We start from the raw sequence: 22862 nt of genomic DNA, 5'->3' as shown, positions 1-22862 counted from the left end.
AAAGTTCACTCCTAGGTTTCGTCTGTATCTATTTAATTGCTCCCTTTACTACCCCACCAATAATCCATTTTTGTGCAATTATATAAACAATGACCATTGGAGATAAAGCTAATAAATAAGAAGCAAAAGCCAAGTTGTAATTAGAACTGAACTGCCCTTGGAAGACGTACTGTACAAGCGGAAGTGTCGCGTCAGTTGGTTTATCCAAGACAATGAGAGGAAGTAAAAAGTCATTCCATGCCCACAAGCAGGTTAAAATTCCAATGGTTGCATTAATTGGAGATAAAAGCGGGAAAATAACCTTCCAGAATACCCCCCAGGTATTGCAGCCATCAACAATCGCAGCTTCTTCAAGCTCCTTTGGAATGGAACGAATGTATCCTACATAGATGAAAATATTCAAAGCGGCCCCATAGACAATATATAAAAAGATTAACCCTGCTGAATTATCCATCCCAAATGCAGAGATTTGTTTAACAAGCGGCATCATAATAATCGGAAATGGGACAAACAAAGCACTAACAAAATAGTAATACAGACCTTTAAAAAACTTTCGGTGCATGTTTCTTGCGATTGCATATGCAACCATTGAATTCGTTAAAATGGTAAACACAACAGAAATGATCGTGATAATCGCACTGTTTTTAAAGGCCATAAAGAAGTTCGTAGCTTTAATGGCCTCCACAAAGTTTTCAAAATGAAATCCCAGCGGAAGTGAAAATGCGGAATCTGCCAGCTCTTTCGGTGTTTTTAGCGCAATTGATATGACTAAATATAAAGGTATGAAGATAAACAAAGACCCTATCGTAATCAAACTGGTAGCCGTCCAATTTGTCCTTTGTTTCATTACATATCCATCTCCCTTCGCTGCAGAATCTTAATTTGAAAGATCGAGATCACGATAATCACAATTAAATAGATAACAGAGTTAGCGGATTGATAGGCAAATTCCCCGCCTGAAAATCCGTCTTTATAGATCAAAACAGATATAGATTGCGTTGCCCGGCCTGGTCCGCCGCCGGTTAAAGCAATAACCTGATCAAAGACCATTAAAAAGTTTTTCATTGAAAGCACCATATTAATCGTAAAGAAAGGAGCGATCATCGGAAAGGTAATTTTCCAGAATTCTTGCCATTTATTCGCTCCATCAAGACCCGATGCTTCGTATATTTCACTAGGAACAGTCTGCAAGCCTGATAGATATAAAATCACATTGAAAGCACACGCCTGCCATACAGCCACGATGACAATCCCAATCCAAGCCAAATGTTCATTTCCCAAAATATTAGTAGAAAGGAAACCGATATGCAGCTTACTTCCCAGCTGAGGTACCACATAGGCAAAAATATAATTAAAGATATAGCCAATGATTAACACTCCAAGGACATTAGGAAGAAAGTAAACAGCACGGAAGAAGTTTTTTCCTTTAATCTTTGCATTTAATCCAACAGCGATTAAAAGACTTAAAATATTAACGAGAATGGTTGAAATTATGGCAAATTTAAAAGTGAAGATATATGAATTTAGGATGTTTTCGTCTTTAAAGAGATTAATGTAATTCTTCAGTCCTACAAATTGATAAGTAAAACTAATCCCGTCCCAGTTTGTCAAAGAATAATAAATCCCCTTTAGTGCAGGGAATGTATGAAAAATCGCGAATAGGATAAAAGCTGGTACGGTCATGATGTAAAAAGCCATTTGTTTAGGTTTCATTATTTTTCTTTTTTCTTTGACCTTTTTTGAGGGAATACTATTCATGTCAATAGAGGCAACATTTTCTTTTTTCACGTCTTTCACTCCCTTTTTTAAAGACAGAGAAATTGGGATACCCCAATTTCTCTTCGTTCTTTATTCACGGCTTGCCACTTTGCTATATTCACTATCCAATGTAGACAAGGTTTTTTTAGTATCCTTGTTCGCCGTGAATTCTTGCAAGATATTAGCAAGGTTTACAGCAGTCGGAATATTATGGTCAGGGAAATCAACTACATTGCCTTTTGCGAAACTATCCTTTAAACCTTGCAATTCTGGTGCATCCTGTGATATCCCTTTTTTGGCCGTAAAAGAGTTCTGTTCTTTCATGTATTGTTTTAGTGAAGCATTATTGAATAAAAATTGAATGAATTTCTCTGCTTCTTTCGGATGCGTCGTAACCGATGACTCAGCAAGTGCTAAATCAACACCGGAAACTACTTTCGATTCACCTGGCGTATTGGTTACAGGGTAAGGGAATACACCAAGATCGATATTGGGATTGGCTTTTTTAATCTCTGGAATTGCCCAAACGCCTTGAAGATACATGGCCGATTCACCTTTAGCAAACGCCGTATTACCGTCATTGTATCCCATGCCTTGAGAGTCTTTATTGGCATATTTTAAAAGAGTGGAATACTTGTTCAATGTTTCTTTTTGCCCAATGGCAAATGTCGTCTTTCCATTGTTCAAATCCTTAAAGAAATTTGGACCCTCTGTGTTCGCGGCGAGTGCGTCATAAGCCGGCAATGCAGTCCAAGCATCCTTAAACGTAAAGTAGAATGGATTTTTTCCTGCTGCTTTTATTTTTTCAGCCGCTGCAATAAACTCATCCCATGTTTGTGGTACAGCGATTCCCAGCTCTTTAAAAATCGCTTTGTTATAAATGACGGCGTCTGCATTTGTGGCATACGGAAATCCATATACTTTATCACTCTTTGCAACATCCTTTAGCATTTGAATATAGCTAGGCTGGATCTCTTTTAATAGGCTATCATTCGTAACATCCTTCAAGACTCCGGCTTTCGCCAATTCTCCAAACGTTGCTTCACCGCCATAACCGATTACGTCAGGTATGTCACGTTTTGCCACCCTTGACTTTATGTATGTTGTAGAGTCAGGAGAATTTGTTTGAACAACTTCGATATTTGGATTTTCCTTTTCAAATTCCTTGATTAATGAATTGAATGTGTTAACGGCTTCTGGTTTGTATGAGAAAAATTCGATTTTTACTTTACCATTTGATTCACCTGAAGAATTTTGACTGGCAGTACCACATCCTGCAAGTGTTGAAATAGCCAACATTCCTGTTGCTACTAAAGAAATTGCTGTTTTTTTCATGGTTTTCCCTCCAAATATCTTTTTATTTTGTAATAAAATAGCTTAGTAAATTGATTTGGCAAACGGTTACAGAAAACACTAGTAAAAACCGATCCGCCTCCTTTCGTTTTAACGTCTTTATACTTTTTTAAAATCAGCACTATCACGTATCATTAGTTCAGTTGGAATCGTGACTCTTAAAGGAACCTTCCTCCCTTTTAAGCGGTCAGCCAGGATTTTCACTGCTGTTTTCCCCATTTCATCAGTGAATACCTTTACGGTTGAAAGGCGCGGGTTCATAAATGCCGCTGCTTCAATATCATCAAAACTAAAAACCGATAAATCATTTGGCACATGTATTCCCGCTTCATGCAGGGCTCGAAGTACTCCTAAAGCCATTGGGTCACTCCCAACAACAACAGCACTCGGCAAATTTCCATTATCTATTAGTTGTTTCATTAATAAATAGCCACTCGTTGAACTCCAATCCCCCAACAAAACTTTATCGGGTTTATAGAGTCCTTTTTTTCTCATGATTTTTTCAAAGGAAGCTTTCCTGGTGTCCTCTTTCTCCATATTTTTTTTACTACTTACCCCAAAAACCGTTCCCTTTCCACCTATATAAGCAATATCCGTATGCCCAAGGCTAAACAAATAATTCAAAATCTCGTTTGTTGCTCCTTCAAAATCAGAAAGTACAACATCTACGTCTTTTTCATGCGGCAAATAATCTACGGTAACAATATTGTTATTTTCATAGTAGATCTCTTTTAAATCCGCTATGTCCACATCACCAACAACTATGAGTCCATCAATTCCATTGAAACTCTCAGATGAAATACTGCTTTTTCCAACAGTGAGAACGGAAGCAATATTTAAGGAATATTCTGCACATGTTTGTTCAATCCCCAGCCGGATGGATTGAAAATAAGGGTCTACAGTTTCATCATTTAAAATTAAAACCCCAATGTTAAACGATTCCTTGTTTTTTTCCGTTTTCTCTGTTTTTTTCCTCATTGGTTTATAATTTAATTCGTTTACAATCTCTAATACTCTTTTCTTGGTATCATCTGATACCGAAAGAGTTGGGTCATTATTAATAATCCTTGATACAGTTGCAGTTGATACATTTGCCTGGTTGGCAATATCTCTTATCGTCGCCATTTGCTCACCTTATCTTTATTTTAGTTACGTTAACTAAACTTTATGTTTTGATTTTAACAATTAAATCGTTTTCACGCAATATATTTATTAAAATAAAAAAATTTTTACTAATAGTTTACTTATTACGATATAAAAAAAACTCTAATATCAATTCAAGTTCTATAAAAGATTAAATGACTTATTATGTCTTGCATGGATACTTACCGAACCAAATGAAATTGAGTAATCACCCTCTTTATTTTAGTTAACAATATAGTAAAAAACTCAGTAAACAATAGGTAAACATTTAAAAATTGCTTCCAATTGAATATGGAGGAGAAATGATTGAATTTGTTGTTTATTGGATTCAACACGAAAAGTGCTTCCTTGGAAGATTGAATGAAGAGCTCCCATAACTCTCTGATGATCGGAGGCTTTTTTATAGCAAAGGTTAAGGACAGCATTATTGTGCCCTTTGAAGATAATAATCTTCATTTAATTTGGGATTGTGATGACGCAATAGAAAGGCTTTAAAAAAGAAAAAATAGCAGTCTCTTTTAGACCGCCATTAACATCTACTATAACTTTGTTATTTTCGCCTTTTTAATCGTAAAATCTTCATTTTGATAATAACTATTCTTTACAAATTTGATTAAGATTTCTAAAAAAGTCATTTTGGAAATTAAGGGAAAGATTTTAAATAGAATAGTTCTTGATTTATATGTATATACAAGTTATCATAAATTTACGACATGTATATACACGAAAAAATGAAAGCGTTTAAAAGGGGGAATAAATATGCCATTGGAAAGTAAAGAAATTTTACTCTCTCCACTAAGTGGAAGAATTGTAAGTTTGGAAAACGTACCAGATCCTACCTTTGCCCAAAAAATGATGGGTGAAGGAATAGCGATAGAGCCTGTAGAAGGCCAGGTGGTTTCACCTGTAGATGGAGAAATTGTGACGTTATTTCCAACAAAGCATGCTGTTGGTATTCGGTCCAATGAAGGTCTTGAAATTCTTATCCATGTAGGTATTGATACTGTAAGCATGAACGGAGAAGGCTTTGAACTTTTAGTCTCACTGGGTGACCGTGTAAAAGCAGGGGATGCTTTACTAAATATTGATTTATCTCTTATTGCTCAAAAAGCTAAAAGTACGATAACCCCAGTAATAATTACCAATTATGATGATTTGAAATTTATGTCAAGAACAGATGAAAAAGATGCTGTTAAAGGCAAAACAACATTAATGACAGCAGTTCTTAGAGGAGAAATTAATATGGATAAAGAGGTATCAAAGGACCCTCTTCGCCGTACAGCAGAGGAAATATTAGACGCAGTTGGCGGTAAAGAAAATATAGCAGCAGTTACTCATTGTGTGACACGTCTTCGTTTTGCTTTGGCCGACGAAGGTCAAGTAGATAAAAATAAACTCGAACAAATCGGAATGGTAAAAGGATCATTCTCCGCTAATGGTCAGTTCCAAGTAGTTATTGGACAAGGAACCGTTGATAAAGTATATGCGGAATTAATTGATGTTGCAGGAATGCAGCATGGAAGCAAACAAGATGTCAAGGATATTGCAGCCCAAAAATTAAATCCGCTTCAAAAATTTGTCAAGACACTTTCCGATATCTTTATTCCCATTTTACCGGCCATTGTCACTGCCGGTTTGCTGATGGGTCTCAATAATATACTGTCTGGTAAAGGCATATTCTATGCCAACAAATCGTTTATTGACGTCCACAGCAATTGGAGCGGCCTTGCCGATATGATCAATATTATCGCCAATACCGCTTTCGTATTTCTCCCTGGTCTGATTGGCTGGTCGGCAGTCAAACGCTTTGGCGGGAATCCGCTTCTTGGTATTGTGCTTGGTCTAATGATGATTCACCCGGATTTATTAAATGCATACAACTACGGGAATGCCCTAAAAACCCATACGATTCCGCAGTGGAACTTATTCGGCTGGCATGTTAATAAAATCGGCTATCAGGGGCAAGTACTCCCTGTTCTCGTTTCATCCTATATTTTAGCGAGTCTGGAAAAATACCTGAAAAAGCATATCCCGGATTCAGTTCAACTGTTGCTTGTTGCACCAATTACTCTTTTGGTAACAGGATTTATTACATTTGTTTTCGTCGGACCAATTACGTTTGGCATTGGTAATTTAATTACCGGCATTGTTGTTGCCATCTTTAAAAATGTTCCAGCTATCGGCGGTTTAATTTATGGCGGCTGTTATGCACTTCTTGTTATTACTGGAATGCACCAGGCATTCTTAGCGGTTGATTTCCAATTAATCGCTGGCACCGGCGGAACTTATTTATGGCCGATTCTTGTTATGTCCAATATCGCCCAAGGTTCAGCAGCACTTGCGATGATGTTCCTTGCGAAGGATAAAAACGTTAAAGGAATGGCAGGAACCTCTACAATTTCAGCCTACCTTGGTATCACGGAACCGGCAATGTTCGGGGTTAACCTCCGATTTAAGTATCCATTTGTGAGCGCGCTTATCGGTTCGGCGATTGCCGGAGTCATTTTAGCAGTCGGCCACGTAAAAGCGCCATCCATCGGAGTTGGCGGTATTCCAGGATTTTTATCCATCTTTCCGCAATACTGGGGCATCTTTTTTATCGGTATGAGCGTCGCACTTATCGTACCTTTTGTATTAACCTTTGTTTTGGGAAAAGTGAAAAAGCAAGCCTTTTCAGACAATTATAAAAAAGAAGCTGCTTAATACACTGTGGGGACCCGGGCACATTAGCCAGGGACTCTCCCCTTAAATATTTATTGAGTTGTTCAACATGTTAGAAACAAAGAAATCAGGGATTTGTACCCCTATGATATTTTTTAAAATTCGACACACGATGTCGAGTTGATTAATTTACGGTGGTGTATACAACATGAATGAACCTTGGTGGAAAAAAGCAGTCGTGTATCAAATCTATCCGAAGAGTTTTTACGACTCAAATGGTGATGGTACCGGCGACTTGCAAGGCATTATCGAAAAATTGGATTATCTTCATGAACTTGGCATCGATGTCATTTGGCTGACGCCGATTTATTCTTCCCCCCAGCGTGACAATGGTTATGATATCAGCGATTATTATACTATTGATGAGTCTTACGGTACGATGGAAGACTTTGAGAAACTGCTGGATAAAGCCCATAAGCTCGGCATTAAAATCATTATCGATATCGTTGTCAATCATACTTCAACAGAGCACCGCTGGTTCAAGGAAAGTGCTTCATCCAAAGACAGTCCTTATCGCGATTTTTATATTTGGAAAGACGCTGCTCCAGACGGCAATCCAACCAACTGGCAGTCCAAATTTGGAGGCAGCGCCTGGGAATGGGATAAAAAGACAGAGCAATTTTATCTGCATCTTTTTGACGTGACCCAGGCCGATTTGAATTGGGAAAATGAAAAGGTCCGCGACAAAGTTTACGAAATGATGACCTTTTGGTTTGAAAAAGGGATTGACGGTTTCCGTCTTGATGTCATTAACCTGATTTCAAAGAACCAGGACTTCCCAAATGATGACAAGGGCGACGGTCGCAAATTTTACACAGACGGTCCACACATTCACGAATTTTTGCATGAAATGAATCAAATAGTATTTTCCAAATATAATGCAATGACAGTTGGTGAAATGTCTTCGACGACGATTGAGGATTGCATTCAATATACCAAACCTGAGCGCCAGGAATTAAGTATGGTCTTTAATTTTCACCATTTAAAAGTGGATTATCCGAATGGCGAAAAATGGACAGTCGCCGACTTTGATTTTCTTTCCTTAAAAAAAATTCTTGCTGAGTGGCAAACAAGAATGTACGAAGGGCACGGCTGGAACGCACTTTTCTGGTGTAACCATGATCAGCCCCGGATTGTTTCCAGGTTTGGCAATGACGGCAAGTACCGTGTTGAGTCGGCAAAAATGCTGGCAACAGCCATCCACATGATGCAGGGCACTCCGTACATTTATCAAGGCGAAGAAATCGGCATGACAAACCCGAAATTTGAACGTATTGAGGATTACCGCGATGTTGAATCTCTTAATATGTACAAAATTTTAAAAGAAGAAGGAAAAGGCCATGAAGAAATTATCGCGATCCTCAAGCAAAAATCACGGGACAATTCCCGCACCCCTGTCCAATGGAACAGCGAAGTCCACAGCGGTTTTACAACCGGAACGCCGTGGATAAACGTTGGTGCAAACTACCCGGATATAAATGTGGAAAAGGCTCTAAGCGATAGTAACTCGATTTTTTACTATTATCAAAAACTGATTCAATTACGGAAAAAATATGAGATTATCACAACTGGTGATTTTCAAATTCTCCTGGCGGAACATCCTGAAATTTTTGCCTACCTGCGTAATGGAGACAATGAAAAATTGTTGGTCGTCAATAATTTTTACGAAAAAACAGCTCAACTGGAATTACCTGAGTTTGCAAATGTTCAAGCGGAAGTATTGCTTTCTAATTATCCGGATACACAAGAGAGTTTAGCAAGCTTCACACTCCGTCCTTATGAATCGATCGTTATTCTTTTAAAATAGTGCTACAATGGCATTGGTGATATCAAAATGAAAGAAAATAAATTCATGGTTATTTATAATAACCTCGTTCAAAAAATAAAAGACAAAGAGCTGAAAGCCAACAGCCTTCTCCCTTCCGAGCATGAGCTCGCCGAACAGTTTGTAACGTCAAGAGAGACGATTCGCAAGGCGCTTAACCTGTTATCTCACAATGGTTATATACAAAAAGTGCGAGGCAAAGGTTCTATTGTCCTTGATGTCAGCCGCTTTGATTTTCCCGTTTCGGGGCTTGTCAGCTTTCGAGAACTCGCGGAAAGTTCTGGCAAAGACTGGCGGACAAATGTGCACGAGCTTGTTCTCATCAAGCCCAATGAATTTTTAAAGCAGCAATTAAGGTTAACGGGAAAGGATGAAATTTGGAAGGTTGTCCGTTCCAGAGAAATCGATCATGAAAAAATTATTTTAGATAAAGATTTTATAAAAAAACAATTTGTACAAACGATTTCTAAAGATATTTGCGAGGATTCGCTGTACCATTATTTTGAACATGACCTCGGACTTGTCATCAGCTTCGCTAAAAAGGAAATAACCGTAGAAGAAGCTACCGAAGAGGACCATGAATATTTGGACATGAACGAATATTCCCATGTCGTCGTCGTGAAAAACCATGTTTATTTAGATGATGCCAGCCTCCTTCAATACACCGAATCACGGCATAGGCTCGATAAATTCAGATTTGTCGACTTCGCCAGAAGGGAACGGCGTTAATGGTTCCACAGGGACGGTTCGATCAATGAAAAAGTCTAGATTAACATGCGGTTAATTAATAATATCAATTTAGAACATATTTAAAACACAGAAAAGCCCTTCTAATGATAAATTAAGGTACGACCAAGCACCGAAAAATTACTTTAGGAGGGCTTTTTAATGCTTCGACATGAGCCAAAGCAATCAAGTTTTCATTCAGATTTATTAGATAAAATTCCGGAATTTTCAATTGACGATAAATCAGTTAAATGATTAAGCTCAATTTCATTTAGCTTTTTATGTTGCTGACCTGTACGATTTCGACCAATCGTAAGGATTTCCTTAACCTTTTCATCCAATAAACATCCCCGCAATGCACTTTGACCAACCATACCAGTAGCCCCAAAGGGTTATGGTTCTCCAACATCCGGCGATTTTCTGATAGGAAGAACATTTAATAATCCCTTACTAGTTTAAATACAATCATTCACAATTTTTCTTTTTCTAAGGCACTGTTAAAGAGTCATGTTGATTTTTCTTAACTTTTTAACATGTTTCAACAAACAACACTCTTTCGTTCGCTGAAATTGTCGATAAAATAGGTATATTTCTACTTTTTTATTTCCTGTCGCGTCTTTCATAATAGTAAATATGACGCATGTTACATTAGGTATGCGTTTTTGTGACGTACTATTTGCGAAGGGAGGTAATCATTTGTGAAAAGTCTTATCAACGGACTAATTTATGGATCAAAAGAAGAGTTTATTGAAAAAGTTTCTATAAACGGTCTAACGGTTCGATTAATGGCATCTTATGATGGCACAGAAGTCATACACCACACATTAAAAAACGGCTCCAAATGGGCTGTAGAGCCGACTGATGGATGGAATGCTTTGGAGTTTATCCAAGTTTTAAAAGGAAAGATGTCTTTCCAAATCCATTCGGGGACTTATTCGATCAAAGCAGGTGAACATATTATTGCAATGCCTATAAAGGAGACTTGTTTTTTCACTGCTTTAACCGATACAGAGTTTTTATATGTTTCTTCACAACCTGTTTTTCATCACTACAGCAATCTGATTAAAGAATTTAAACATTTGGCTGTCTCTGTTGAAGAGAAAGATGGTTATACCGCAGAGCACTGTACTCGCATTATGGAGCTTTCTTATCTGGTTGGGGAAAAATTAAGTCTAAGCTCTTTGGAACTTCATCGATTGAATGTAGGTGCCTATTTGCATGATTTAGGTAAGGTAAATATCCCTTACTACATATTAAATAAGCCGAGTAAATTAACAGATTCCGAATGGGCGATTATGCGTACCCATCCCTCTCAAGGCAGAAAAATGCTAGAAGATTCTGGGTTTCCTAGTTTGAAAGAAGCATCTCTCATTGTCGAACAGCACCATGAACGTTTTAATGGGAGTGGATATCCATATGGTTTGAAAAAAGACGAAATTTTGTTGTCCTCTTCTATTGTCGCAGTGGTGGATTCTTATGATGCCATGACAACAGACCGTATCTATCGAAAAGGAAAATCCAAGGAAGAAGCTCTTACCGAAATACAAAATGAAAAAGAAAGACTGTATCATCCTGATGTAGTCGATGCTTTCTTATCGGTTGATATGAGTCATTTATAATGGAGGAAAAATTATGATAAAAAAATTTTTAACTTTGGGAATTCTTTTAGCATCTTTATGTTTTGCAACCTCTGCCTTTGCAGATTATGCTCCTAGCGGAGACACGACTGTACAAGCAACAACTTCAGATACACCCGTAGTGCCTTCAATCGATACAGGTGATGCCACATTCCAGACGCAAAAAGAACAGAATAATACAGTAAAAGATACGTCAGGAATAAATAGTGACCATAGCGTGAATGGGAATGGTGAAGCTGCACTAGCTGCTAACCCTCCGGTACCATGCTTTTAATAAACACTTACTAAATGAAAAATTATCGTTTTTCATAAATTTATTTAGATAATTTTTACAAAGTTAATTTTTATCTTTCGAAAACATTATTAAATCGTTTGTAAAATTGTGTATATGCCATGTTAATGAAAGGGAAATTAGATTATGCATTATAATTTGCTGACTCGTTTTATCAACCAGTCTCACGATTGGTCAAGGATAAAAAGAGGACGGGAAGCTTCTCAGTACGCCGCTGAATTATTTAAGGAGTTATTTCTAGTGGATTCTGGTTTCTTTGTGTACAAAAAGCGTCTTCCCTCAGAAGCATCTGAGGATCTCATGATTTTTAGCCCGTGGGGATATTTCGAAGAAGGAGCATTTGAATTTTTAAAACCTTTCCTTGGTACCAATAATCCAACACTGGAGAGTTTATCGCAAGTAACTAGTGGACAATGGTTAGCTGTTAAAGATGTTTCATTCGAAATAAATTCAAACATACAACAGTTCGGGATCTGGAATATGTTCTCTGGAGAAGAAATAATTGGTGGAGTTGTACTAGCTCGCTCTCAGCCTAAAGACTTCGGAGATGAAGACGTACTATCTATCTGTGCTAACCAAGTTGCTTTAATTTTAGATATGGTCTTGGCTTGGCGTATGGCTGATGAATTAAGTCGATATGACTCGCTCACTGGAGTTTTGAATCGCAGGGGAATCCTCCACGAATTTGAAAGTTCTAAATCAAACGCAGAGAGTAACGGAAACATGTTAATGATAGGTGTAGTTGATATTGATAGGTTCAAGCAAATCAATGACTGTAATGGACACCCAGCAGGGGATAAAATCTTAATAGAATTAGCTAAAACGTTGCGAATGAATATTCGTTCTAATGATTTAGTAGGACGTTTGGGCGGAGATGAATTTGTCCTTATTATGCAAACCGAAAGTCAAAATTGCCAATCAGTACGACAACGAATTGAAGAACTATTTCCACAATCAGGCGGCTATACCATAACCGTTGGATTTGCTATTTGGAATTTAGACGGACAAGATTGGGATTCATGCTATAAAATTGCAGATCAACGATTACTAAATAGAAAATTTGAAAAAAATTTACATGCAAATGAAAATAAAATTTTTGAAACTTTATCCTGACGGTTCACAACAGACCGTCTTTTTTAATTTTCTAATATGGAAAAAGTATACTGCAGCTAATGAGTCAATGAATAAATGGGGATTAGCATATAAACTGCACCTAGAAAAGCTTTACGGAGAAAACAAGGCGAATAAAAAAAGAGCTAAAATTGGTAACGGGTTCCGTTTCCCTCATCTGGTCCGTGAGGGTCCACTCTTATCGGTTGGGGGCAAGTTAAGCACCTGGTTTAAAAATTAACGGAGAAATTTCTTTTAATTTGGAAATAGCACTGAAATTAGCTAAAATAGACGGAGAGATTCCGCCTATTGACTCGAAAAACATGAAAATGGAGGATTTCCCTTTGCATAACCGGAAATCCTCCCCTTATTTGCCCCGAAACGAGCTCCATTTTGCAAATAACCGAAAAATCTCCTCTTATTTTAAATATCACTTGTTACTCAATTAAGGATAAAACTACTTATGTTTCTAAGAATTTTTTGTTATTTCAAAGCTTTCTTCTTCGTCAAAATTATTGTTCAATTCTATCGTATAGTTTTCCATAATAACCCCTCACAAACTGCTATTTTTATGTATTATATTACCACGCATTCTTAAACTATCCTGCCAGTTAGCACAAAAAGAAAGGGATCGTCGTAGCCATCCCATCTTTAACAAAGGATATGTAAAATCCTAATGTTGATATATGACTATCGTACCCTTTCGTGTAAGCTCATTTCTTCACTAATGGTCCAAATCAATCACAATTCGTTTCGTTTCCATCACTCCTATTTTCGCTCCCGGCGAAGGCATTAATTTGCGCCGGGATATTGAGAAAGCCCGACTCATGTTGTCGGACTATGCTTTAAGGGAATTGGATGCCTCCGATTCCGGTTTCCATTTATTTTGTTTTCCAATGGGCTTCACCGCTGGAGAAAGCAAGCCAGCGATTGTTACAGCGATAAGCACAACAATCAGAGCACGAAGCAGTCCGACCGATTCACCAATAATCCCCAAAAAAGGCGGTCCTACAAGGAATGCGAGATACCCCGCCGTCGATACTGCACTAACCCTTGCCGCTACTCCGCGTGGGTCGTCTCCCGCAGCGGACAGCCCCACTGGAAAGCCGAATGCCGCGCCAAGTCCCCAAAACAAAATTCCGACAGTTGCAAACGCGTAGCTCTGCCCCAGTATAACTATAAGCAGTCCTGCAATCGCAAAAAGCGCGGATGCACGCAAAACAACAACTCTGCCGAACCGATTGAGCAACATGCCGCCTGCTGCACGGGCAACAGTCATTGCGCCCACAAAAAGTCCAAAAGCGAATGAACCCATTGCTGGAGTAACTTTGTAGCCGTCCACCATAACAAGCGGTAGCCAGTCATTTGCAGATCCTTCCACAAAAGCCATTCCAAGCACAATGATACCGATCAGAACTGTGCGCTTTTCTTTCCATACGGACATGCGTTCCCTGGCGCTCATTGGCGGCTCCATCGAATCACCGCCAGTTTCCTTCCCAGTGCCTGCGGGTACGAGCCGATATAAAAATATAACCGACAACATGACAAGCGCCACGGTAATCTCCATGTGGACAGGGACGGAGATACCTGCATTAACCGCAGCCGATCCGGACATTGCGCCAAACACCGTACCCACGCTGAAAGCAGCATGAAAACCCGTTAAGAGCGATTTTTGAGCAACTCTCTCAACAGCGGTTCCCTCCACGTTCATCGCCACATCGCATATTCCGTTTCCGAAGCCAAAGACGGCTAATCCCAGAAACACTGTGGTGCTATTAGTCAGCCATGAGCCACCCAAACCTACAACTACAAGTCCAATCGAACTGACCACCAGACCAGCTACCATGACAAAGCGACCACCCTTATGCGCAATAAGATGGCCGGCACTCGTGACACCGATTATGGAGCCTGCTGCCAATCCAAAAATAATCCAGCCCATCTCTGCCGTTGTAGCCCTCAGAGCATCCCGAATAGTTGGCGTACGAGATACCCATGATGCGGTAGAAAACCCAGGCAGGGCAAAAATGAAGTAAATGGCGATACGCCATAATTGAATTTGACGACTGTTTAATGAATGGTTCATACTTGTCCTCCTAAACTAATGAATGGTTCATACTTATCCTTCTAACCGTTGCTCAATTGATCATGAGATCGAGGCACAGACTTTGTAATCCAAATAAATAGTCTTGCTTCCAATCACTCATTGAAAGTTGAGGGAGATGTTCTGAAGGGATATATTTTGAGCTCCGTTTTACAATTTGGTCTATGATAGATTGGTTGACTTCATCATCACAAAAAATAATGGTATGAGGGTTAATGATCACTACAAATGAAGCTATTAACCTGCTAAACGCATCAATCTCATATTCCTCACAAATTAATGCTTTTTTAGTCCCGTTTTCATTTCCCAAAGCCTGCCCAAAATTTCTGTCATCATACTGTGGAATGAATGAAATCTCTCCTGAAAAATTTGTGCTACCTCGCACCACAACACCATTTACCAAAATTCCTGCTCCTGGACCATTTTGACCTGAATATAAATAAATAAGAGATTTCTTTTCTTTATTTCCCTTACGATCGTGATATCCAAGCACTGCCGCATTCATATCGTTCTCTAATACAACAGGTAGAGAGAAATGATTTTCCAAGAATCCCTTCAAGTCAAAGTTTTGCAGATGCTCATAACTTGGTATATAAATAATTCGTCCATTATCAACGGAACCAGGAACTCCAATAGCTATTGAACTGATTCTCGGATATTTCTCCATTATCCCTTCAATACACCCGGTTAATAATTTTAAATCAACATCTATTAATAAACTTGAGGTTTTCCCCGCATCCTTCACTTCTCCTAAACAGTTAAAAACAATATAATTTGTCTCTGTTCTCTCCAAAAAGATTGCCAACCCTAACGTAAACTCCGGATTATATGTATATCTTTTTGCCCTTCTTCCGCCGCTTGAATCATCAAGACCGACTGAAATAAGTTCGCCGTCCTTTTCCATCTGGGTTAAGAATTTACTTATTGTCGGGAAACTGATTCCTAATTTTTCGCTAAGTTCAACTTTTGTTGCACTTCCAAGTTCTAAGAGAGATTCACGAATACCACGAAGGATTACCCTGCTCATCGATTTTGGAGTTGCATTCACAAGGAAACACCACCTTTTAAAATAGACTTATTAAACCTCTTTAATAAGTGTTGTTGATAACATATCATATAAAATTATTGAAAACAACGGAGTTTGTAAATTGAATACTTTTAATTTTCAAAAGCCCCATACAAACAAGGTTCCGTTTTGATGGATATACTTGATGATTGAAATATTGAACCAATAATTCTTGGTAATCAGTGACTAGTTGTTACACAAACCTGCATCCGTCACTTTAAGTGAAACCTTTCACAATTTTAATATTTAAATGGCAATAGAAAGACTGATAAAAAGAAAAAATAGCAGTCTCTTTAAGACTGCCATCAGCATCTACTATATCTTTGATATTTTCGCTTTTTTAATCGTAAAATCTTCATTTTGATAATAACTATTCTTTACTAGTATATTAGGTCCCAAGCGGTGGCGTATCTCCAAAATCCGTAACGATAATATCGCCTGTAAAGATATTAACATTCAGCCTGGAACGTCCGTCAGGATCATTTCGTATTGTTGCATTTTTGCTTTTATTTAATCGCTCCAAAAGCTCTAAGTCCTCAGGATTGCTGCTGCACGCATAGAATGGCAGCGTCCCAAACAGCATCCACACATTTTAATCCCAAATATCCAGCAAGTGATGAATATCTCCTCTTATTTCATCCAGTGATAGTGTTTCAAGATTACTAGCAAAATCACTTGGGTACAACGATTGTAATGAATCTCATGTCCAACAACAACCCTTATTTGTTGTTTGGAGGGGGTAAAGATCCCCTCCAAGAATTCATGATTAAATGACGGCCTTTTGTTTCATTTCCCGACGATGTGTACGCAAGTGAAGCAATTCATAAACCAGAGGAACGATACACAAGGTTAAGATGGTCGAAGTGATGAGCCCGCCAATAACTACGACTGCTAGCCCCTGCGAGATTAAAACCCCTTCCGAGGCTCCTGCTGCTAACGGAATCAATGCACAAATCGTAGCAATAGCAGTCATCAAGATCGGCCGAAGTCTCGTAGTTCCTGCTTCAAGCAGCGCCTGTCGAATACTCATCCCAAGAGCTCTTTGTTGTTCAACTCGCTGAATAAGGACGATCGCGTTTGTAACAACAATACCCATCAACATCAAAATCCCAATCAAAGATGAGACGCTAAGCGGTTGATGAGCGATAAATGTCCCAAAGAACGCACCTATTAAAGCGACTGGCATCGAGAAAAGAATAGCAAATGGTGCCGACCATCCTCCAAACAGAACCAGCATTACAATGTAGACTGCGCCAATTGCAACAAGGATCGCCTCAATGAGTTGGGTAAAACTCTGATTTTGCTGCATAACGGATGACGATTGGCCAACTTGAACACCAGAAGGAAGTTTTAATGCATCAATCGCTTTCAAGGCACTCTTTAATGTTTTACCGGTATTCTGAGTTGTATAATCACCTGAGATTTCAGCATACGAATCTCCATTTTGGTGGAATACGGATGACGGCGTTTGTACACTGCTAACACTTGCAACATCACCAACTTTAATGGTTTGACCTGTTGATGTATTGATTGGAAGCCCCTGAATGGCAGACAAATTATTCAGTGCAGTGGAACTATTCAACATAACATTCATATTATATGTTTGTCCATTTATATTCACAGTGCCAATGTTTTGCTGAGAAAGATAGTTTCGGACAGCACCTGCTATTTGCTGGGCAGTTAAACCATATATCGCTGCTGACTCCATATTTGGTACCACGCTGATTTCAGGTTGAGTGTCCGCCAAATTGCTGTTTACATTGGCCAAGCCCGAGAAATTTTGCAGGCGATTCGTAATTTGGGTTGCTGCTTGCGAAATAGAAGCCTCATTTGAACCATTCACAACGATATCAAACGATGTACCGCCACCTCCAGTCATTTGGCCCTTAACCTGAATGGTTGTTCCAGCTGTTACCAGGTTTGCTGTTTGCTTTCTGACTTTTGCCAAAAATTGGTTGACATTAGTAGTTGCATTTAAAGCGATATTTAACGAAGCGGTATTGGTTGCTTGGACACCTCCACCTCTCATCCCCATTCCGCCGCCACCTATAGAGGTGTTGATGCGCGAAATCTCTGATGACTCCTGTTTCAGTACCTGTTCCACTTGTTTAGCCTTCGCATCGGTTACATCCAACGTTGTCCCTGCTGGCATCGCAATCGAGATCGTTGCAGACTGCTGCATGGAATTCGGAATAAAGGTACTTCCCACGAAAGGCAAGACCATTAGGGAAGCCACAAAGGCGATGACAGTACCGAAAATGACCCAGCCTTTATGGTTTAAACACCAACTTAGACTAGACTGATAACGTTTTTGCCAAGGGCGCAGTACCAGCGTTGCTGCTACATACGGATTTTGACTGTTCGCATTTTCACCCTTCTCCATTTCCGGATGAATGGTTCCATTTGGATGGTTATTTGCATCCAACCAATCATATGAATAATTCTTAACAGGCTTACGAACCACAAACAGCCACGCAAGAATCGGAACAATCGTCAAAGCAACGATGAGTGAAGACGATAATGAACACACAACCGTAAGTGCAAACGGGAAAAATATTTTCCCAACCATCCCACCTACCATGGCAAGCGGAAGGAAGACTGCGATGGTTGCCAAAGTAGATGATAAAATAGCATTTCCGACTTCTTTTGTTGCGTATAATACTAGTTTTTTTCCAAATCCTAATCCATTTTTCCACGTTCGATAGATATTTTCAATGACTACTATACTGTCATCAACGACACGCCCTGTCGCCACCGCAAGTCCTCCGAGTGTCATGATATTAAGTGTGACACCATAGCGTGCTAGCAAAATAATCGCTGTAAGAATGGAAATTGGAATGGAAATTACGGCAACAACTGTTGTTAACCAGTTTCTAAGAAACAATAGAATGACAAGCACCGCGAATATCGCGCCTAAAACGGCCTCCCTCATCATTCCATTTACAGAATCTGTAATCATCTTCGACGTATCAAACAATGGTATGATTTTAACACCATTCGGTATCTGCTTATTCAATGTTTTGAATTGATCATTGATGGCTTTCACTACAGTTACTGTGTTGGCATCTTCTGTTTTGGAAACAGTCACCAAAATACTCTGTTGCCCATTTGTCCTATTAATAGAACTTCCTTCAGGAGGCTGCATGGACACAGTCGCAAGTTCAGAGAGTGGAATTACGTCTTGCGTCGTCGATTGCGAACTTGTAGTATCAATGCTTACCGAAGGCTGCTTTGGCTGAGCTTGCTGTTTCGTAGCAGGCTTGTACATAGAATGGGCAGTACCGCCTGTTGCACTGGAAGCCGCTCCCATTTTTGATTGGATTTGCGTCAAATGCTGCTGAAGCTGTGTTTGTGCATTCTCCAAAGCAGAAATCTGCCCCTTAAGTTTGGCAATCGTTTGCGGGTCTTGGCTTTCCTTCGGCACTGCCATTTGTTGATTTAGAGACAACTCAGCACCAAAGATTTGCCCCTGAATTTGTTGAAGGGACATGAGCATCTGATTTTCTGCCTGTAAAAGTCCTACGCCCTGACCTAGCTGGCCTACACTTTGACCAAGCTGACCGACCCCTTGCGCAACCTGACCAACACTTTGGGCAACCTGGCCAATCGACTGTCCCATCTTACTTAAACTGTTTCCAAGCGTTTTTTGCATATTTGCTGCTTGGTTAGCTGGAATACCAATTTGCAAGTTTTGAATATCTGCCAGTGATTTGAATGTCGAGTTTAATTTCACTGGCTGAACTTTTCCGTCTGCTATGGCAGTTCCAAGCGGTACAGACGAATTGTCATTCTGCAAATCCTGAAGCACCTGTTGAAGTGTTAAGTTATATTTACTAAGTTTTGCGGGATCAAATTGAATCATCACATTGTCTGCATCCGCACCTGCTGCACTGACAGTTGCGACTCCTGCTACACCTTGCAAAGAAGGCACCACAGTATTATTGACAACATTTTTAAGTTCTTCGCTCGATAATTTGTTGGATGCAACCGTAAATGTCAATACAGGAGTATTGCTGAATGAAAATGATCTAACATTTGGTTTGGTTGCTGTGGATGGCAGCTGAACTTGGTTGACAATCTGCTCGACATTTTGTATGTCGGATTTTAGATCTGCATTCATATTTAACTGAAGCTCAATTTGTGAGACATTCGCTACCGAGGTTGATGTAATCGTTTGTACATCTTGTGCACCATTGAGAGCCGTTTCAATTGGCTTTGTCACATCTGTCGCTACTTGGCTGGGAGATGTGCCTGGGTAGGTCGTCATGACAGAAATAATTGGAACAGACATATTCGGCATAAGGTCTTCCTGTAATCCGAATGCTGATAATATGCCCCCAATTGCAATCAATAGCACGAGAATAACAATTGCAACTGGATTTCTAAGAGAAAACTTAGTCAGAAAATGCATTTTTTTGTAATCCTTCCTTTCAAGTTTTATTTAAACAAAATAATCTCATTTGTTTTTTAAGCTTACATGTAACAGAATATAATAGTTTTGTGTCCTCTATGTGACCTATTCATATATGTAAAAATTTCATATAAAAAAACAGTCCGCACCAGGACTGCCTTCTTAACGATCATTCATTTATTTAAACAAATTCTAAAAGTAGTTTCTTTCCCTTCTGCACTATCGACGGAGATACTCCCATTGTGCAAATCAATGATCCTCTTTACAACTGCCAATCCAAGCCCATAGCTTTCGCTCGCCCGGGTATGCGCCTTTTCACCTCGATAAAACCGTTCAAAAATATGAGGAATATCTTTTTTAGGAATTCCATAACCGGTATTGCTAATCAAAATTTCGACCTGATTACCGCGGTCGTTTCCTCGTACTGAAATTTTGCCATAATCAAAATTATATTTAATCGCATTTGAATATAAATTGGTCCACACTTGATTCATTAACGATTCATCAGCATAAACTTCGAGCTTTGGAATATCAAAATCAATTTCAAGATTCCTTTCCATCCATAGGGATTGCATGCCAACAAGCTGATTTCGCAATTGTCGATCCAACGGGTAGTGTTTTGGCTTAAAAGGTGACTTGTTCGCCTCAAGAATAGAAAGATTTAAGAGTTGTTTCGTTAAACCCGAAAGACGCTCACTTTCAAGCAAAATTTGCTCCAAATAAAGCTTTCCTTCCTCTGGTTTCACAGCTTCATCCTTTAACGCGATTGTCATGCCCTTAATAGCAGCAAGCGGTGACTGAAGCTCATGGGAGACGTTTGCAACGAAATCCTTGCGCATTTGCTCCGTACTATTTAACTCCTTTACCATATAATTAAAGCTTTTGGCTAATTGACCAATTTCATCTTTGCTTTTTACATCTAAATGAATGTGAAAATTACCTCTGGCAAGTTCATTTGTTGCATTGGTGATGTGAACAAGGGGTCTCACTAAAAAACGGGTTGTAATTAGAATTAGAGAGATTCCGATGACTAGTACAATCAATAATGAAGTTAATAGTATATTTCTAATCTGACTATATGGCTCTTTTAAACTTGGTCTAATAAATAAAGCAAATTTAGCATTTTTCCTGTCCGATGGCAGTCCAATCAGCATTTTGTGGGGGCCATCTTCCAATTGCCGATATACATGACCTGCTGCAACATCCATGATCGTATTTTTACTCAATCCACTTAATTTCGGAGCGTTTGGAGTTTTTAATACTAGGCCATTTTTATTATAAAGATAGACATCATAAGGCAAGTTAGTACTTTTTAAATATTCATTAAATCCTTTATATCCAAAGGCTTGGTATAAATGAGTCATTCCTTTTCCCTGTTCAATTACCTCAGATTCCCGGAATTTAATAATTTGATTTTGAAAAATAAGAGAAGTAATAAAAAAAGAAATGATCAATGACACGATAATAACAAAAAAGTAATTCAAACAATTTTTTATGTATATAGATTGGATCATGACAATACCTCTAATTTATAACCAAGTCCCCTTATCGTACAAATTTGGAGGATGTCCTCATAATTTTTAAATTGCTTGCGTAGTTTTTTGATATGGGTATCAACAGTTCTTTCATCCCCTTCATAATCAAGCCCCCAGATACTTTCAATTAATTGATCCCTGGTGAAAATTTTCCCAGGTTGACTGGCTAACATATATAGCAGTTCAAACTGCTTTATTGGCAACAGGAACTCCTCATCTTTAATCTGAACTTTATAGCTATCACGATTGATCGTCATTTTGTTAAAAGTAATACTGCGCTCCGAAGCAACACGATATCTTTTCAGCAATGATTTTACCCTCATAACAAGCTCAGCCGGGTGAAAAGGCTTCGTTACATAATCATCAGTTCCCAGTTTAAAACCTTTAATGGTATCATCCAACTCAGCTCTGGCAGTTAACATTAAAACCGGAATATCATAATAGTCTTTTATTTTCTTACAAAGTTCCCATCCATCTACATTTGGCATCATGATATCGATGACTGAACAATCAATTTTCTCTTGCTCCAATATGTCAAGTGCCTCTTTCCCGTCACAAGCAACTTTTATTTGAAACCCCTCATTCTCCAAATAAAGTTGGTTCACCCTCCGAATATTAACATCATCATCTGCAATTAAGATCGTTGTAATCATTATCTACGTACTCCTTTTTAAGATATTTCTATTTTAACCAAGAGTGACTGGGATTTTAATTGTATTTTAACTATCAGGGCAAAGTTATGGAAGAATATATTTAAATACAAGACCTCCCTTTTTTTAGGCAAGGCTGTGTTAAAGGACATTGTTGCTTTCTTAACCCTGTTGATTGGAGCGGAAGGTAAAATCCTAAAACATTACTATAAGTGAAATTCTTAGCAAACCTAATTAAAGTATTAAAAAAAGGCGGCAATTAATCCGCCTTTAGATATTCTTTTTTCTTTTAAAAATTTTCGCCTTCTGAACAGTAAAAGCCTTATTTTGATAATAACTATTCTTCACAAGTATGTTCGGTCCTAAGTAAGCCACTTCTGGACAATGGCAGCTTAGCTCTTTAGCAGCCTTTGAGTTTTTTCAGTTATCATACGCCTCAAGCAGACTAGTGGTTTGAATATTAACTAACGCCCCCGTTAGAGAAAGAAGGACAGTTAAGGGGATTCATCCGAAAAAAGAACGTGTATAATAGTT

General features: G+C 38.7%; 17 protein-coding genes and 2 pseudogenes. 7 read left to right on the top strand and 12 right to left on the bottom strand.

The window, feature by feature from the left end; translation table 11 throughout:
• Positions 1 to 28: 28 nt before the first annotated feature.
• The 4 genes from ACZ5XR_RS02340 to ACZ5XR_RS02325 all read right to left on the bottom strand — a co-directional run bounded on the left by ACZ5XR_RS02340 (position 29) and on the right by ACZ5XR_RS02325 (position 4236).
• On the bottom strand, positions 29 to 847 hold the full coding sequence (locus ACZ5XR_RS02340) for a carbohydrate ABC transporter permease (RefSeq protein WP_464500107.1): 819 nt from the start codon (positions 845 to 847) through the stop codon (positions 29 to 31).
• Entirely contained in the window at positions 847 to 1713 is an 867-nt protein-coding gene (locus ACZ5XR_RS02335; protein ID WP_464502196.1) for a carbohydrate ABC transporter permease, read from the bottom strand. Before ACZ5XR_RS02335 ends, ACZ5XR_RS02340 begins: the two co-directional genes overlap by 1 nt.
• A gap of 135 nt (positions 1714 to 1848) precedes the next feature.
• The gene (locus ACZ5XR_RS02330; RefSeq protein ID WP_464500106.1) at positions 1849 to 3093 is read right to left on the bottom strand and encodes an ABC transporter substrate-binding protein; all 1245 of its coding nucleotides are present in this window, start codon (positions 3091 to 3093) and stop codon (positions 1849 to 1851) included.
• A 117-nt stretch (positions 3094 to 3210) separates the two neighbouring features.
• Positions 3211 to 4236, bottom strand: a complete 1026-nt coding sequence (locus tag ACZ5XR_RS02325; RefSeq protein WP_464500105.1) for a LacI family DNA-binding transcriptional regulator — start codon at positions 4234 to 4236, stop codon at positions 3211 to 3213.
• A 777-nt stretch (positions 4237 to 5013) separates the two neighbouring features.
• Between ACZ5XR_RS02325 and treP the strand changes: the two genes are divergently transcribed.
• The 3 genes from treP to treR all read left to right on the top strand — a co-directional run bounded on the left by treP (position 5014) and on the right by treR (position 9529).
• Positions 5014 to 6957 carry a PTS system trehalose-specific EIIBC component gene (gene treP, locus ACZ5XR_RS02320; RefSeq protein ID WP_464500104.1) on the top strand — a complete coding sequence of 648 codons (1944 nt, stop codon included), beginning with the start codon at positions 5014 to 5016 and terminating at the stop codon, positions 6955 to 6957.
• A 166-nt stretch (positions 6958 to 7123) separates the two neighbouring features.
• Positions 7124 to 8782 (top strand): alpha,alpha-phosphotrehalase, encoded by a 1659-nt coding sequence (gene treC / locus ACZ5XR_RS02315; protein ID WP_464500103.1) that lies wholly within the window; start codon positions 7124 to 7126, stop codon positions 8780 to 8782.
• Between the two features lie 27 nt (positions 8783 to 8809).
• Positions 8810 to 9529: a trehalose operon repressor gene (gene treR / locus ACZ5XR_RS02310; RefSeq protein ID WP_464500102.1), complete on the top strand. Its 720-nt coding sequence runs from the start codon at positions 8810 to 8812 to the stop codon at positions 9527 to 9529.
• A gap of 191 nt (positions 9530 to 9720) precedes the next feature.
• Here the strand turns inward: treR and ACZ5XR_RS02305 are convergent, their stop codons facing one another.
• Positions 9721 to 9900, bottom strand: a complete 180-nt coding sequence (locus tag ACZ5XR_RS02305) for a hypothetical protein (RefSeq protein WP_464500101.1) — start codon at positions 9898 to 9900, stop codon at positions 9721 to 9723.
• A gap of 324 nt (positions 9901 to 10224) precedes the next feature.
• Here ACZ5XR_RS02305 and ACZ5XR_RS02300 point away from each other — a divergent pair, with 324 nt between their 5' ends.
• The 3 genes from ACZ5XR_RS02300 to ACZ5XR_RS02290 all read left to right on the top strand — a co-directional run bounded on the left by ACZ5XR_RS02300 (position 10225) and on the right by ACZ5XR_RS02290 (position 12568).
• Entirely contained in the window at positions 10225 to 11145 is a 921-nt protein-coding gene (locus ACZ5XR_RS02300; protein WP_464500100.1) for an HD-GYP domain-containing protein, read from the top strand.
• 13 nt (positions 11146 to 11158) lie between these two features.
• Positions 11159 to 11437, top strand: coding sequence for a hypothetical protein (locus ACZ5XR_RS02295; RefSeq protein ID WP_464500099.1), 279 nt, complete (start codon positions 11159 to 11161; stop codon positions 11435 to 11437).
• Between the two features lie 144 nt (positions 11438 to 11581).
• Positions 11582 to 12568 (top strand): GGDEF domain-containing protein, encoded by a 987-nt coding sequence (locus ACZ5XR_RS02290; RefSeq protein WP_464500098.1) that lies wholly within the window; start codon positions 11582 to 11584, stop codon positions 12566 to 12568.
• A gap of 835 nt (positions 12569 to 13403) precedes the next feature.
• Here the strand turns inward: ACZ5XR_RS02290 and ACZ5XR_RS02285 are convergent.
• On the bottom strand, positions 13404 to 14504 hold the full coding sequence (locus tag ACZ5XR_RS02285) for an MFS transporter (protein WP_464502195.1): 1101 nt from the start codon (positions 14502 to 14504) through the stop codon (positions 13404 to 13406).
• Here ACZ5XR_RS02285 and ACZ5XR_RS02280 point away from each other — a divergent pair.
• Positions 14455 to 14598: a hypothetical protein gene (locus tag ACZ5XR_RS02280; protein WP_464502463.1), complete on the top strand. Its 144-nt coding sequence runs from the start codon at positions 14455 to 14457 to the stop codon at positions 14596 to 14598. The genes ACZ5XR_RS02285 and ACZ5XR_RS02280 overlap by 50 nt on opposite strands.
• 102 nt (positions 14599 to 14700) lie before the next feature.
• Here ACZ5XR_RS02280 and ACZ5XR_RS02275 read toward each other — a convergent pair whose 3' ends face one another.
• The 6 genes and pseudogenes from ACZ5XR_RS02275 to ACZ5XR_RS02250 form a co-directional block, all read right to left on the bottom strand.
• Positions 14701 to 15693, bottom strand: coding sequence for an ROK family transcriptional regulator (locus tag ACZ5XR_RS02275; protein ID WP_464502194.1), 993 nt, complete (start codon positions 15691 to 15693; stop codon positions 14701 to 14703).
• Positions 15694 to 16047: 354 nt separating this feature from the next.
• Positions 16048 to 16417 (bottom strand): annotated as a pseudogene (locus ACZ5XR_RS02270) (radical SAM/CxCxxxxC motif protein YfkAB); the annotation flags it as partial.
• An 81-nt stretch (positions 16418 to 16498) separates the two neighbouring features.
• Positions 16499 to 20143, bottom strand: coding sequence for an efflux RND transporter permease subunit (locus ACZ5XR_RS02265; protein WP_464500097.1), 3645 nt, complete (start codon positions 20141 to 20143; stop codon positions 16499 to 16501).
• Between the two features lie 173 nt (positions 20144 to 20316).
• On the bottom strand, positions 20317 to 21657 hold the full coding sequence (locus ACZ5XR_RS02260) for a sensor histidine kinase (RefSeq protein ID WP_464500096.1): 1341 nt from the start codon (positions 21655 to 21657) through the stop codon (positions 20317 to 20319).
• Complete coding sequence (locus ACZ5XR_RS02255; RefSeq protein ID WP_464500095.1) at positions 21654 to 22331, bottom strand: response regulator transcription factor; 678 nt, start codon at positions 22329 to 22331, stop codon at positions 21654 to 21656. Before ACZ5XR_RS02255 ends, ACZ5XR_RS02260 begins: the two co-directional genes overlap by 4 nt.
• Positions 22332 to 22598: 267 nt before the next feature.
• Positions 22599 to 22805: pseudogene (locus ACZ5XR_RS02250) on the bottom strand (radical SAM/CxCxxxxC motif protein YfkAB); the annotation flags it as partial.
• Positions 22806 to 22862: the final 57 nt, after the last annotated feature.

The sequence above is a fragment of the Neobacillus sp. Fa239 genome (genome assembly GCF_055395235.1).
The sequence above is the reverse complement of the archived record's forward strand: the minus strand, read 5'-3'. Positions and strand labels throughout refer to the sequence as shown.